At 50.4% G+C, this 13,888-nt stretch carries 12 protein-coding genes; 7 read left to right on the forward strand and 5 right to left on the reverse strand.

The window, feature by feature from the left end; all coding sequences use genetic code 11:
- The 3 genes from ACYC56_RS05100 to ACYC56_RS05110 all read left to right on the forward strand — a co-directional run.
- Positions 1 to 2,499: hypothetical protein (locus ACYC56_RS05100; RefSeq protein ID WP_461373099.1), on the forward strand; the 2,499-nt coding region annotated here is incomplete at its 5' end.
- Positions 2,500 to 2,510: 11 nt separating this feature from the next.
- A complete protein-coding gene (locus ACYC56_RS05105) occupies positions 2,511 to 3,404 on the forward strand; it encodes a prolipoprotein diacylglyceryl transferase (protein WP_461373100.1) in 894 nt (297 codons plus the stop codon).
- 82 nt (positions 3,405 to 3,486) lie between these two features.
- Positions 3,487 to 5,823 (forward strand): HAD-IC family P-type ATPase, encoded by a 2,337-nt coding sequence (locus tag ACYC56_RS05110; RefSeq protein WP_461373101.1) that lies wholly within the window; start codon positions 3,487 to 3,489, stop codon positions 5,821 to 5,823.
- Between the two features lie 22 nt (positions 5,824 to 5,845).
- On the opposite strand, the gene ACYC56_RS05115 is transcribed toward ACYC56_RS05110, so the two are convergent.
- Entirely contained in the window at positions 5,846 to 6,628 is a 783-nt protein-coding gene (locus ACYC56_RS05115; protein WP_461373102.1) for an alpha/beta fold hydrolase, read from the reverse strand.
- A gap of 148 nt (positions 6,629 to 6,776) precedes the next feature.
- Positions 6,777 to 7,046, reverse strand: coding sequence for an SHOCT domain-containing protein (locus ACYC56_RS05120; protein ID WP_461373103.1), 270 nt, complete (start codon positions 7,044 to 7,046; stop codon positions 6,777 to 6,779).
- A gap of 509 nt (positions 7,047 to 7,555) precedes the next feature.
- On the opposite strand from ACYC56_RS05120, the gene ACYC56_RS05125 reads away from it, so the two are divergent.
- From ACYC56_RS05125 to ACYC56_RS05135, 3 genes are read left to right on the forward strand one after another with little or no spacing between them, the layout of a single operon-like run.
- Complete coding sequence (locus tag ACYC56_RS05125; RefSeq protein WP_461373104.1) at positions 7,556 to 8,173, forward strand: queuosine precursor transporter; 618 nt, start codon at positions 7,556 to 7,558, stop codon at positions 8,171 to 8,173.
- A 5-nt stretch (positions 8,174 to 8,178) separates the two neighbouring features.
- A complete protein-coding gene (locus tag ACYC56_RS05130; protein ID WP_461373105.1) occupies positions 8,179 to 8,952 on the forward strand; it encodes a hypothetical protein in 774 nt (257 codons plus the stop codon).
- Positions 8,943 to 9,587, forward strand: coding sequence for an ATPase (locus ACYC56_RS05135; protein WP_461373106.1), 645 nt, complete (start codon positions 8,943 to 8,945; stop codon positions 9,585 to 9,587). The genes ACYC56_RS05130 and ACYC56_RS05135 overlap by 10 nt, the downstream gene beginning before the upstream one ends.
- Here the strand turns inward: ACYC56_RS05135 and ACYC56_RS05140 are convergent.
- Positions 9,584 to 11,146, reverse strand: coding sequence for a PAS domain-containing protein (locus ACYC56_RS05140; RefSeq protein WP_461373107.1), 1,563 nt, complete (start codon positions 11,144 to 11,146; stop codon positions 9,584 to 9,586). The genes ACYC56_RS05135 and ACYC56_RS05140 overlap by 4 nt on opposite strands.
- A 175-nt stretch (positions 11,147 to 11,321) precedes the next feature.
- Between ACYC56_RS05140 and ACYC56_RS05145 the strand changes: the two genes are divergently transcribed.
- Positions 11,322 to 12,460 (forward strand): IS630 family transposase gene (locus ACYC56_RS05145; protein ID WP_461373108.1). Its coding sequence is split into 2 segments (ribosomal slippage): positions 11,322 to 11,751 and positions 11,751 to 12,460, totalling 1,140 coding nucleotides; the frame shifts between segments, so codons are not numbered across the junction.
- A gap of 7 nt (positions 12,461 to 12,467) precedes the next feature.
- Here ACYC56_RS05145 and ACYC56_RS05150 read toward each other — a convergent pair.
- Positions 12,468 to 13,298 carry a DUF3786 domain-containing protein gene (locus ACYC56_RS05150; RefSeq protein WP_461373109.1) on the reverse strand — a complete coding sequence of 277 codons (831 nt, stop codon included), beginning with the start codon at positions 13,296 to 13,298 and terminating at the stop codon, positions 12,468 to 12,470.
- 16 nt (positions 13,299 to 13,314) lie between these two features.
- Positions 13,315 to 13,888: DsbA family oxidoreductase (locus tag ACYC56_RS05155; protein ID WP_461373110.1), on the reverse strand; the 574-nt coding region annotated here is incomplete at its 5' end.

Here is a 13,888-nt window from a genome sequence, read left to right on the forward strand (position 1 = left end):
TTGGTACTTGCTTTATTGTTGCTCTCTTTAAATTTCTTAAACGGTTGTGCTGGTTCCTCGAACACCACTAAGCAAGCCCAGACGATTTCGAACGTAAAGAACCCGTTTACGTTCGATTACAAGATAGATGATTCAAATCTCGCCTTTTTCACCGAAGGCGATTCAGTTAACACCTTGCTCTTTAGCTCACCGTTTTATACCGGCAGCCAGCCGCTGCCGTCTCAAAAAACAAGCGAGTTCGATCAAGCCCGGTCCGCAAAGATCAAACAGCTGCTCGACGAGGCCGACCGATTAGTCAGAACTGCCACCAGGGTAAAGCCCAAATTGGCGACCGTTCGGTCCTCTTTCCTCTCTTATCTAACGACCAGCTATAAAGAGGAACCGAAGCTCGAAGAGTTTACCAGGGAATCATTCACCGAGATATCGCTGCTTATGTCAAAAGAGCAGATAGCGCAGAGCCAATACAATAGTATGAATACGCAGAAAGCAACCAATCCGTATGCAAAGTCCTTCGAGGAGTACCTGAAGGTAACCAAAGCCGTCGAACTCGGGGGCCTGTATCTTAAAGATGTCAACAATCTCGGCGTTTACGCCGCTCTGGCCATGAAGGCGCTGGAGAACCGTCCCAACTCAAGCATTAAAGAGGCAAATGAGAAACTCGATAGCGATATGCAGGCGCTCGATGATATCAAAGATGACCTTGCATCCATATCCTCTTCTATAGAAAAGATCGATTACGGCATGAAGCAACTCCGCACGGCCGATTATTATTTAGCCAAAGAAGCTACCCAGTTTATGGCGGCGTCATTGCCCGACTTAAAAGCTAAGGCGAACACATTAAGGCCGAAGACCGGCCTTACCGCCGACGACATCGCATTTATAAAAGCCTATCTTGCTTACTTTGAAAAGCTCCAGGGCGCTTTATCGGAAAACCTCGACTCTATCGATAAAGGCAAGCTCATCAGTATTGACGAAGAGAAAGAATCCGGAATCGCGATCGCCTATGCCGATGGGCCGGGCCAGAACTACGGCAAAGCCGTAGGCTCGCTGTCGGCGCCCCTCGAATCCAAAGAGAAGCCACCTTCCGGGTTCTTTTCTAAGGGATGGGGCGCGATAAAGAAAACCGTTAATGGTGCAAAACTTGTAGTCGGCCTGGGTGTAGAAACCACCGGCATTGCCATACGTAACGCCTCACAGATAGCGTGCGGAATCTGGGCCGGAAATACGGCGAAAGAAATCTCCGAAGATATGCATAATAACTCGATGGAACTCCTGAACAACTTCAACAAGGGCGTCTCCGGTTCCTCGACGTTTAAGACAGCCGGCGAATACCTTGAGAACGTCGAGAAAGCTGCCAGCGATACGGCGGGCTCGGCCGTTGAATCACGGGTCGGCAAAGGCTGGACGAGCTGGGCCGCAGGTGGGGCCGCCCGAATAACAGTCGGCATGTTTACCGGTTTAGGAAAAGGTATCTACAAAGTAGCCAGGACAGACGCCAGCTACGGGGAGATAGCCGAAGGCTCGTTGGATATAGGGCTCTCCTTCATCGGCGGCAGCAAAGCCGTGATCAAGCTCTCCCAGCTCCCCGGGGTTCTTAAGGGTTTGGCCAAAGAAGGCAAGCTAGTAGGCCAGGGAGGCATCAACTTCCTGAAAGATTTGGGCGAGAAACTGGCGAAAGTCTCGACCGAGGTAGATATCAGGCCGCTTCTGACAAAGCTTAATCTAGGACAGCAGCTAACGAAAGAACAAGCACTTGCGCTTATCGGCAAAACCGCCGAACTCGGGATTAAAGAAGCTGTCCTCAAAGACCTTGAGATAGAACGGGGCGTGCTGATTAAAGAGATAACCAACATCCTCAAAGAGGGCGGCACGGAAGGTCTCGATGCATTGATCACGGGGATTAAACAATCGCTAAATGAGCTTATTAAGAAAAGCTTTGAGCACAATATGCAAGACTATCTTAGAGTAATTAGCACGGTACTAGGTGAAACAGGCGGTGACTACCTTGATAACATCGTCGGTTCAATTGCGGATGATTACGTAAAGGGCCTTATAAAAGAGGCCATAGATGCCGGCCCCCAGCCCGAGGAAATCAGCGGGGTATGGAAAGGCACGTGGGTTATTACAGAAGTGCTGGAATCCGAATCCAATAGTGGAAAAGGCAAAAGCTCGGATGGCTGCGATATCATGTCGATGAAAGACCTTAAAGGAAAACCCATGCAGTTGACGTTGAACCTTACCGTAAACTCCGACGGCTCCGGAACGATGATCGCAAGCAGCGCTCTTGGGAACGAGAAACCGTCCAAAGGAAGTCCGGGAACGCTAAGCTATGCGGACGGTACGGTTACAACCGACATAACCGAGCAAGGCATGCAAATGCACATGGAGGGCAAGGTACAGCGCACGGAGTCAGGTTATGTCATCAACGGAACATTGACGGCGTATAGCAAGAACGAGCCCGCGATCAAAGGAACCTGGACCGTTACGAAGGCGAAGTAGAGGATAGCGCAATGCATCCGATACTACTGAACTTCAGCATATGGAACCGTCATATAGAAATCACGGCCTATAGCTTCTTCATGGTCGTGGCAGCGCTGATCATAGTATGCTTAGGATCGCTAATCTCATTTCATCGGGGACTGCCGGCACGAAAAACCGCCCTCTGGTTTCTGATAACATCCTGCAGTTTTCCCGTCGGCGCACGGCTCCTGCACGTAGCCACTAACACTGGTTTTTATATGCAGAATCCCGAGCGCCTGTTGAGCCTGCAGCCAGCTGGTTTTGCCCTCTACGGGGGCTTAATCTTAGCGGCACTTGTTGGCCTGGTAACCGGGTACTTACTTAAACTCGACATTTGGCGGCTCGCCGATTCTATTACCCCCGCTTTAGGGCTCGGTATCGGAGCTATGCGAATAGGCTGCTACATGAACGGTTGTTGCTTTGGAGAACAGACAACGCTCCCGTGGGGAGTGGCCTTTCCTTCCGGGAGCCCGTCCGCTACGTATCAATTCGCGAACAACCTGAAAATAGGCGGCCTCGGGATACTATTCCAAAGTCCCCACGTACTACCGGTCCACCCCACCCAGCTCTATGAGATGCTGGCGGGGCTCGTCGGCGCCGTTATCGCTCTCTGGCTGCTGAGGCGCAAGGCAACAAACGGCACTGCTTTCATGGCGTTTTTGCTCTGGTTTACCGCATTTCGATGGTTCGATTATTACCTGCGCGTACCGGCCTCAACGCTTAGCGTGGCCGGTTGGTTTTATCCTGTCTTTTATGGAGTTCTCATGATGACATGTATCGCCGTTATAATTCGAAGAACGTTATATTCCGGCGCTCCACACAACAATGTCCCTATTAAACACCCCTCAGTAACCGAAACAGCAGCAGAGAGCAAGGCCGGCTAGGGCGGACCTCATGCATTCCACCGCAAATCGCGGTGCTTCAAGAAAACCGATATTTGTAACAGGCTAGTTGGTATAAATAGCTATGGAACATAAAAGCGACTATAACCTTAACGGCCTCACAGAGGCCGAAGTCAAGGAGCGAATCGAGCGCGGAGAGACCAATGAAGCAAAAGAGACGACAAGCCGCACGTATGCCGAGATTATCAGGTCTAACGTCTTTACTCTCTTTAACGCTATCCTTGGCACCTTGCTCGTCGTCATCCTGCTCTTCGGCTCGATTCGAGATGCCCTGTTCGGCCTGGTCCTTATCGGCAATACGCTCATCGGTATCGTGCAAGAGATCCGGGCAAAACGGACGCTCGACCGGTTATCCTTGCTCAGCGCACCAAAAGCGCGGGTAATTCGTGATGGTAAGCACTTTGAGATCCCAGCAAGCGCCATAGTGCTCGATGATGTGCTTGAGTTGTTCCTGGGCGACCAGATACTGGTGGATGGGGTGGTTCTTACTTCTCAGGCACTTGAAGTCGATGAATCGCTGCTTACCGGTGAATCAGTACCGGTTACTAAGACCCCAGGCGATGCGGTGCTCTCAGGAAGTTTTGTCGTTGCGGGATCGGGCGTGATTCGGGCGACTAAGGTTGGCGCCAATGCTTATGCGCGAAGGCTCGCGGCCGAAGCCCGCCGGTTTAGCCCCGTGCGCTCAGAGCTTCAGGACAGCATCAACACCATTCTTCGTTATCTAACATGGATTATCATCCCAACAGCGCTCGTGTTGCTTGCAAGCCAGCTTAGATCCCATATATCGTTACGGGATGCGGTTACGGGGTCGGCCGCCGGTATCATCGGCATGATTCCCCAGGGATTAGTGTTGTTAACAAGCGCCGCGTTTGCGGTGAGCGTTATATCGCTCGGCCGTCGGAACGTACTGGTACAACAGCTCCCCGCTGTCGAGGTGCTCGCGCGGGTCGATGTTCTCTGCCTTGATAAGACCGGAACGCTCACCGAGGGTATTCTTTCGTTTAACCGGATCGAGGTTCTGGACTCGCAGAAAGAGAAGGACGTTGCCCAGGCCCTCAGCGCCCTTGCGGCAGAAGCGTCCTATCAAAATCCAACGCTTGGCGCAATTGCGGCCGCATTTCCGGCCTCTCAAGGATGGCGCGCCGCAAAGTCCATACCGTTCTCATCCGCTCGCAAATGGAGCGGGACGAGCTTCGAGGGACACGGCACGTGGGTACTGGGTGCGCCCGAGGTGCTTCTTGATAAAGCGACCCGTGATGATCCCGTACTGAAGCGTGTTACCGATCTCGCCGAATCAGGGTCACGAGTCCTCCTGCTTTTAAGAAGCGACGCCGATCTCACGGGAGGAACCCTCCCCGGCGACCTTAAACCCGTTGCCCTCGTTGTCCTGGAAGAAAAGGTGCGCCCGGATGCAGCGGCCACCCTTCACTATTTTGAGGAACAAGACGTAGCCATCAAGATAATCTCGGGAGATAATCCCAGCACCGTCGCCGCCGTATGCCGGCGGGCGGGTTTGAAAAACATCGCAGATCCGGTTGATGCCCGCCACCTTCCTAAAGACCCGAACGTCGTAGCCAAGATGATAGAGGATGGGGTGGTCTTTGGGCGTGTGACCCCGCACCAAAAGCAAATGATGATAAAGGCGCTTCAGGCAAAGGGCCACGTCGTCGCAATGACGGGTGATGGGGTCAACGACGTGCTCGCACTTAAGGATGCCGACCTTGGCATCGCTATGGGATCGGGCGCACCGGCCACGAAAGCAATCGCCGAGATCATTCTCTTGGACGGAAAGTTCGCGACATTACCGGGTGTGGTTGCCGAAGGACGGCGTGTTATCGCAAATATCGAGCGCGTTGCGAATCTCTTTATTACCAAAACGGCCTGGGCTACGCTTATTACCATAATAATCGCCTTAGCCAATTGGCCGTTTCCGTTTCTTCCGAGGCAGTTAACGTTGATCGATGCTTTAACTATCGGCACCCCGGCATTCTTCCTCTCGCTCGCGCCGAATAAAAAGCGCTACCGGCCGGGGTTCATCAAACGGGTGTTGCGCTTTGCCATCCCGATCGGATCGTTGGCGGCTTTAGCGAGCCTTGTCTCACATATCCTGGCAAGGGCCTATCCCGGTGTAAATCTCGTTCAAGCCAGAACGGTCACAACCCTGGTCCTTATTGCGGTAGGCATCTGGATACTCACGATCGTAGCGCGACCCCTCACATTGTGGCGGGCGGGCCTTATTGCGACTTTGGTCGGGGCGCTGGCGATAACACTCGGGGTCCCCGCTATCCGCCGGTTCCTGGCGCTTGAGATTCCGGTAATGCCGGTTGTTTACGAGGCGGCGGCCGTAACCGCCATAGCAATCGTCGCCATAGAAACCACATGGCGGCTAACCCGCGAGTAAACAAGGAATACCGACAAAAGCATTATTCCAATTCCTCGTTAAGAATTTCGAAAAACCGTTGCTTTGCCTGTTTCTCGATCCAGGGATGATGCCCGCACTTCTCCAAAAGGATACATCGAAAGTCGTTCAACACCGAGGAAAGTGGGGTCTTAACGCCCCCATAAGGATGAGGGTCGTAATCGCCGTGTATGGCTACTACCGGGCATCGGATAGCTTTGCCAAGCGCAACAAGCCCGCCGCCGCTTCTTAGCTCTCTTGCCTCTTCCCACACGCTCCTATAGACATCGTACCGGCATTCGATGATTTCACTTTCATAAGGCAGAGGGTCATATGAATCGGCCTTCGCGATAAGCTCGCCGAGTTGAGCGAAGACTTTATTCTTATCCTTACCGTGCGGATCGTCAAGGATTTTCGAGAGCGCATCCAGTCTTGCTCTTTCTTCTCCCGCCAGGCGGCTCAAGCGGGTTTCCATGATAGCGGCCGCATACTTGTCTTCAAATACACCGCTGCTGACAAGTATGAGCTTCTTAACAAACGAGGGATTCCGGGCTGTGAAAATAAAACTTAGCATGGCCCCCCAAGAGTACCCGATTAAGGTAATCGGGAGATCACCATTGTGTTGCAAAACATCCTTTAACTCTTGAAGTTGTCCTTCGAGCGTCGATTTTGTTTGAAGCGGCTCTAAAACTCCATGCACCTTCGAGAGAACTCTGGCTACCGGCGCCATTTCCCCCGGCGCCCCGGGGCCTCCGTGAACGACCGCTATGCTAAAAGGCGGTTCTCCATAGTTCCTAAGGTTTTTCATACCCCTATTGTGGCCGTCAAGCCAATTCTATGCAAATTCGCATTTAAACGGCTAGCAGGCGCACATGCCCGCAAACACCCTGCAAGCGACAGGCCGGTGACGATAATACCATCACCGGCCTGCTCGTGTTTAGCGTATTCTGGGAGCGCTAACCTGTGAGAGTACGCTTTCGCTCCTCGTACTCGGCATTGTCTATTTCACCCCGCGCATACCGTTCCTTCAGGATATCTAATGCCCTGTTTTCGGTACCATGGGGCGCGAACGGCCCGCCGCCCCGATTCAACATTCTGACCAGAAACACTATCCCAAGTATAATGAGGCCCCAAAAAAGAACCATTGAAATCACCATCAACGGACCCCCTATACCAAATCCGTGACCACCTATTCCAAGTGCGTGACCGCCCCAATAATGCATCATCGTTTACCTCCTTTACTGCTCGATTAGTGCCAAGTGGACCATGACACAAACCATGAACGGCACCCCGTACGCTTACCTCCTTAGCTTAAAGCCAAAGAAAGACAGCCTGATGCCGAAATATGAATGCCCTTTCTCGAAACTTCGGTACTGTTTTTAATGAACTCATGGTGCCTCCAGTACTTGTATCCCTACCGATAGCAGGGCTAAATTGCCGTATAAGGTAATTATGCGCAAATCATGGCACTGCAAACACGAGTCCGTGCATATTTGTTGCTCCAAGATAGTTATAGTAAATGAACCTGAGAATTAGCTTAGATAATGAAAGCATCATGAGGCCATTTTAGTAAGGTGCGTTTTCGATAAAGAGGCAAGAATTTAGAAGATAGATGAACTTTGTGTTAGAATATGCATTAAATATGGGAAATCTATAAATGTATAGGGTGTGGCACCCAACAAAAAAGTCACCGGCAGTCGCAGCCACCTGCCGCAAAGAAAACAAGGAGGAGTACATGCTTTATTTCCTGATCGGAATCTACATCGCCTGCGAACTTATCGCAAACATCACCGCCGTTAAGATCGTAGATATTGGCGGGATTACAGTGCCGGCAGCCGTATTCATCTATGCACTCACCTTTACCTTAATCGACTTGATCAACGAGGCGTTCGGCAAAGCACAGGCACGCAAAATCATCTGGACCGCCTTTGCGGCCAACCTTTTACTCGCCGCATATCTTCAACTAACGATAAAACTGCCGGCGGCCGTATTCTGGCCGAACCAGAACGCGTACGCGACTACGCTGGGATCGACCTGGCGTATCATCGCCGCCAGCCTTACCGCATATGTGGTCGCATCCTACTTAGACACAGAGGTTTTTGCCGCATGGCGCCAGAGATTCGGTGCAAAAAACAAGTGGGCCCGCGTTCTTATCTCTAATACATTCGGTCTTGGTATCGATACGGTCGTCTTTATCACGTTGGCGTTTGCCGGTGGCGGACTGCCCCTGCTCGCCCTGATGAAGGGGCAATACATAGTGAAAATGGCGGTCACCGTAGTCTCGATCCCCTTGATCTACGCGGCAAGATCACTGAAGCTATCCCCGGCTGCAGAGATATCAGAGGTCGCGTAAGAATCATGAAGAAGATCGCTATCATCGGCACGCCCGATTACGAACTTTTAGCTCGCTACGCGGGCAGGGATTTTATCGATCTCGATATCCGCGCGGATGCGCCTTTATCGCTCGCCGAGCGCTATATCCCAAAGGTTTACTGCGCGATACTGAGAACGGTAGTAAGCAACGCACTCTATTACCGTGACCAAATCGATTGCGTGATCGCCGAAGTCGGAGAGGCTAAGTGTGACGGCGCGAGACTCGTGTGCGCGATACTCGAGCGTGAGCTTGGTCTGACAGTCGTCCAGAGTAAACAACGGGAGAAAGTCTCCACGCCACATCCGACCCCTCTATCGGATAGCGACCTGCCACTTGCGGATAAGCTTGCTCTAATTATGGACAACTATGTCGCCAACGGTCTTGCCGTAAAGGGCCATCAACCTGCACAGGAATATACCGTACTTACGGATGAGCGATTTAAGGTAGGGTTCTGGGGCGTTCCGCCGAGCGATTTTGATTTGCTGGAGCCGTTCCCGCGCGAGACAAAGGTGCTCGGCTGGACCCGATCCGTTGAGACACGCACGCCCTGGAGCCTCGATTACGAGGTCGAGATTCCAAGCGACTTGCCCACCGTGTTCTTTACACAAAGCTTCTGCCAGAAAAGCAGTCTCGCCCGGTACCTCGCCACCAAACACAACGGGCTCTATATCGATATGGATGAGAAGTTATCGGCTTCGACCCGGGCAAAGCTAGAAGCGTTTTTAGAGCTCTCAGCGGGTGTAAAGCCATGGAGCTAACGCTTGGCGACTTCGGGACTTCATATTCGAAAATCAAACGGGGCGGTCACGTCGAAGTCATACCGTCGTCCGACCTGGCGAAAAGTGAATTTATGGTCGATGTCGGAACCGGGCATAATGCAGGTTTGTACGCCCGCCGCACGGTCAACGAGCTTGTAGCGCTGTCTCGCGGGGCCCAGAGCAGTATCGATGAGGATGATTTTGTCGTCCTTGATGTCGGGAGCCGAGATATTAAGTACGTGCGCATTCGGGGCGGCAGGTTTTACGACGGTGATTGGAACACGATTTGCGGCGCCATGGCAGGCCTTACCCTTGAGCTACTTCTACGACATCTTTCCGTCAATCCCAGCGAGCTGCGGGTAAGCGATACTGACCTTGGAGTTACCTGCGGGATACTCGGCACCGGGGCCGTCTTCGACCTCATCGCAGAAGGCTTACCGCCAGAAGCTGCGGTATCGGCCCTTATCCGTGGGATTGCGCAGAATACCTACAGTTTCTGCAAGCGACCCGATAAGATCTATCTTTCCGGTGGGTTATGCAATATGCAGGCGTTTATAGATTCATTCCCCTGCGAGGTCGTGCCGATGGGAAGATTTGTCCTCATCGAAGGCCTCTCCGCTTCAATAAGTGATTAGAGGAGTTCCTCAAGCCGCTTTCGCCCTGAGGTATCCACGATTACTGCAACATAGCCGGCTAAATTTCCTGCGCTATCATATACCGCAGCCGCAGAGAGACAAACGTCTACCATTGCGCCGTCCCTTCTCTCAAGTTGTGTTGTAATGGTAGATACTCCCTCTTTTCTAAGGCTCTCAAGCAGAAAAAGCTGCTCTTGTTTTTTACTCTCCGGAAAAATAGGGAGAGGTTTACCGATGATTTCCTCCCCCTTGTAGCCGAATAGACTTTCGGCGGCAGGGTTCCAGACTTTTACGTTGCCATCACGATCAACAGCATCTATCGCGAGTGGAGAGGCTGTGATTATTGCTAGCAGAATCTCTGTGGTTTCGTGCAGCTTAAACTCCGATTGCTTCCGCTCTGTGATATCTTCAAAATACACGGAAAGGCCGTTCTTGTAGGGGTAGACATGCACCTTAAACCACTTGTTCTGCAGTGGATAGATCTCTTCAAAAGAGGTGGGAATCATCTCCTCTTTAGCCCGGTGATACTCCCTTTCAAATTCAGTGCCTGCCAATTCAGGAATGACTTCCCACATATTTCTAAAAAGAAGGTCTTCCCTTCGTCTCCCCACATACTCTGCGGCCCGTTGGTTTACATACGTGAAGCGCCAAATATTATCAAGAGCGAAGAACCCATCGGTAATACTTTCAAGAATATCGAGCACTTGTTTCCGTGACTCGCTTATCTCTTCCGCGGCACGAAGCTCCTCGGTTATATCCTGGCCCATATTGGCGGTACCGACAACGTTGCCGTTAGCATCATGCAAAAGAACGTTGGTGAAAGCGATGGTTCGTCTTTCACCCCAGGCCGACACAATATCGCTCTTATAGTGCGCTAATATTTCACCTGTTAAAATTGCCTGCATGAATGCCTGGATTAACTCACTTCTTTGCTCGGGTGGGACGAAATTCAGAAACTCTTCGCCCAAAACTTCTTCACGTCGCCGCCCTAAGAGATTAAGCGTATAGTCGTTTATGGAGACGGTTTTGCCCTGGTTGTCTACAATAACGGCAACAAGCTCCGATTTTTCGAAGAGGTCGCGGAATCTGCGTTCGCTCTCCCGCAAGGCACGTTCAGTCTCTTTTTGCTCCGTGATATCTCGTGCCACACCGACTGCGGCGCTAACAACGCCATCTTCCATCACCGGGGTCAAGGTATATTCAAAATCGTTAACTCCCAAAACAGTTTGCGCATGTAGTTCTAAGGTAACCGGCCTTCCGGTAGAAAATACTTCACTAAGCTTTGCCTCAAAAACTTGAATGACTTCAGGTGCTAAATTGGGTTTGCTCCATTTTTTACCGATTATCGAGGACTTCGTCAAACCGTATATCTTTACGCCAGACTCATTTGCATAAAGATATTCGCCATCACGATTATAAACATAGACAAGGTCGGGAGAAGTGGCAAAGATCTCGTCGATTGACTTTATGACTTCTTCTAAATGCCCATTACCCATCCAATGTCCCCGCTTGCGATACACACTCTCAGCAAAGGCGTACTCTTTTTTAATTTTTCCCAAAGCCGACGGATTAATGCTGCCAAAAATGAAAGATGGCCCGAGTGAGCCATCTTTCTTGATTTATTCCCAAATTAAACAGAGCTGGCCGGAACTAGTACACCATCACGCTTGTGCTGAGTAAAATAATGTGACATCCTTGCCTCGACGAAATTATATAGGTAAGGAGGCTCCACTGATGAGGAAGAAGAAATATAACGTGATGCTATCAGCAGAGGAGCGAATAAAGTTAGAAAATATAATCACAAAAGGCACAGAAAAAGCACGAAAGATAACGCGTGCAAGGATATTATTAAAGACCGATAGTGGAGAATTTGGTCCGGGTTACGATGACGCAGCCGTTAAAGAGGCATTAGATGCTGGTTTGGCTACTATTGCCCGCATTAGACAAAGATTCGTAGAAGAAGGACTTGATGCAGCGCTTTCTAATCGGCCATCAACAAGACAATACGAGCGCATACTCGATGGAGACGGCGAAGCGCACTTAGTAAAACTCGCGTGCTCTAATCCGCCCGACGGTAGAGAGAGCTGGACATTGCAGCTTTTGGCCGACAAGCTGGTTGAGCTAAACCATGCGGAGAGCATCTCTTATGAAACAGTTAGGCGAACCTTAAAAAAAATGAACTTAAGCCTTGGCTAAACAAGCAGTGGGTGATCCCACCAGAAGCGAATGCAGAGTTTGTCTGGAAGATGGAAGATATTCTTGACGTTTACAAAAGGCCATACGATGAAGAGTGTCCGGTGATATGTATGGATGAAGTAAACAAACAGCTTATTGGAGAAAAACGACTGCCGATAGCACAGAGGCCCGGTAAGGTTAAAAGATACGATTATGAATATGTGCGAAACGGCACGGCAAACGCGTTCATGTTCTTTGAGCCGCTTGCGGGCTGTAGGTATACAAAAGTCACTGATAGGCGTACGAAAAAGGACTGGGCGATGTGTATAAAAGAGCTATCTGACAAAAAATATCCGCAAGCCAAGAAAATTGTGCTGGTAATGGATAACCTTAATACCCATACGCCCTCGGCGCTATACGAGACCTTCGAGCCTGTCGAAGCTAAGCGTATATTAGATCGCTTAGAGATTCATTACACGCCCAAGCACGGGAGTTGGCTAAATATGGCCGAGATAGAGTTAAGCGTGCTAACCAGGCAGTGCTTCAACCAGCGTATTGGTGATATGCATACGCTAAGTGCCCAACTTGCGGCATGGGAGTCAGAGCGCAATAAGAAAGGCGCTTGTGTTAACTGGCAGTTTACTACCGATGATGCTCGGATTAAGCTTAAGAAGCTTTATCCATCAATAGATGCGTGATGGAGTACTAGTTAATACTTATTTTTAACTGCCCCGTTGCGCTATGTCGTAGCATAATCAACTTAAACATCTCAACAATACCCCTGGCCAGCAGATATATGACTTCAACGTTCAGATTGGAATCGGTTGACCTGTCGAAGAATAATTTAAGATCGGACTCAAAATCATCTTCCGGATTCCAGTAGCGTATGAGGAAAGGGACTTTAGGAAGGAGATGTATAATTAACGACCAATCTGCGGAAGAGTTCTCATTTTGTTTTGTTCCGCCAAAAACTTGGGCGATATCGAAAAAAAGCTTCTCATCGGCATCGGCGATTCGTTTCAATGGCTCTTCGCATCTTTTTTGAAAGAACTGGTTCCATGCCATTCCTTCTTTTAGTTGAGCAAATGTGACCCAATTACCTTGCGGATCACTTCCTTTACTCGAAACGATGTAGGTGAGTAAGGGTATTGTTAGCCATGCGTTAACGTGGCATTCTGAATCGATGGTGCCTTTGTTATCGATAAAGAAATTCTTGCCAAGGCACGTAACCGCTAATTTATTTCCAACAAGCCGAGCCCCCAGTCTTTTTGCTGCGGCCGGAAAGTCGACACCGGCTATTTCGCTTTTTAGCTGCCTTAGCACTTCATCCTGATTTTGTTCGGGGGTGTTTCCTTTAACCGTTTTTCCTCCAAATCGTTCAAGTAGATCTCGATCAATATGCGGACAGCTGTCAAGCGTTTTCTCGCCCTTGAACACCAAAGAAGCAAAAGCCATGCATGTTGGTACTTGGCATTGGCGGCAATTTGATTTGTTTAGAATTTTGTAAACATCAAGAGCACTATTAAAATTAGACATCACTTTTCCTCCAACCTTATCGCTCTGCCCAGGCTTTCTCAAGCATCTCCAGGAAGACTTCGCTCGGCTGGCTGCCATACACATCATGCTTGCGACCAAAGGTAAAGAAAGGCACACCAATGATACCCAACTTACGTACCTCAGCTTCATCGGCATGCATATCTTCAATATAGGCGTCGCCTCCTAGCATTGTTTCAACCTCTTTTTCATCGAGGCCGACCTCTACCGCCAGCCTTTTCAGGTTTTCGGGCTTGCCGATGTTGGTTGCCTCGGTAAAGTGTGCAGCGTACAGCCGCTCGATCATTTCCGACCCTCTGCCATGCTTTGCCGCTAAATGTACGAGGCGTTGCGCATCAAATGAGTTGGTCGGATGAGCATGGTCGATATCATATACAAGGCCTACGCTCGCAGCGCTTCGGGCGGCACGGTCGCCTAGGGCCTTGGCCTCCTCATAGTCGATGCCATATTTCTCGGCAACCGCCTCATACATATCTTTCTCGGTTTCCACTGGCGCATCAGGCATCAACTCATAGCTGCGAAGCACTATTTCCACCTTATCCTTGTGTCCAAATTGCTGTAGCGCAACGTCA

The organism is Candidatus Aquicultor sp. (genome assembly GCF_054640775.1).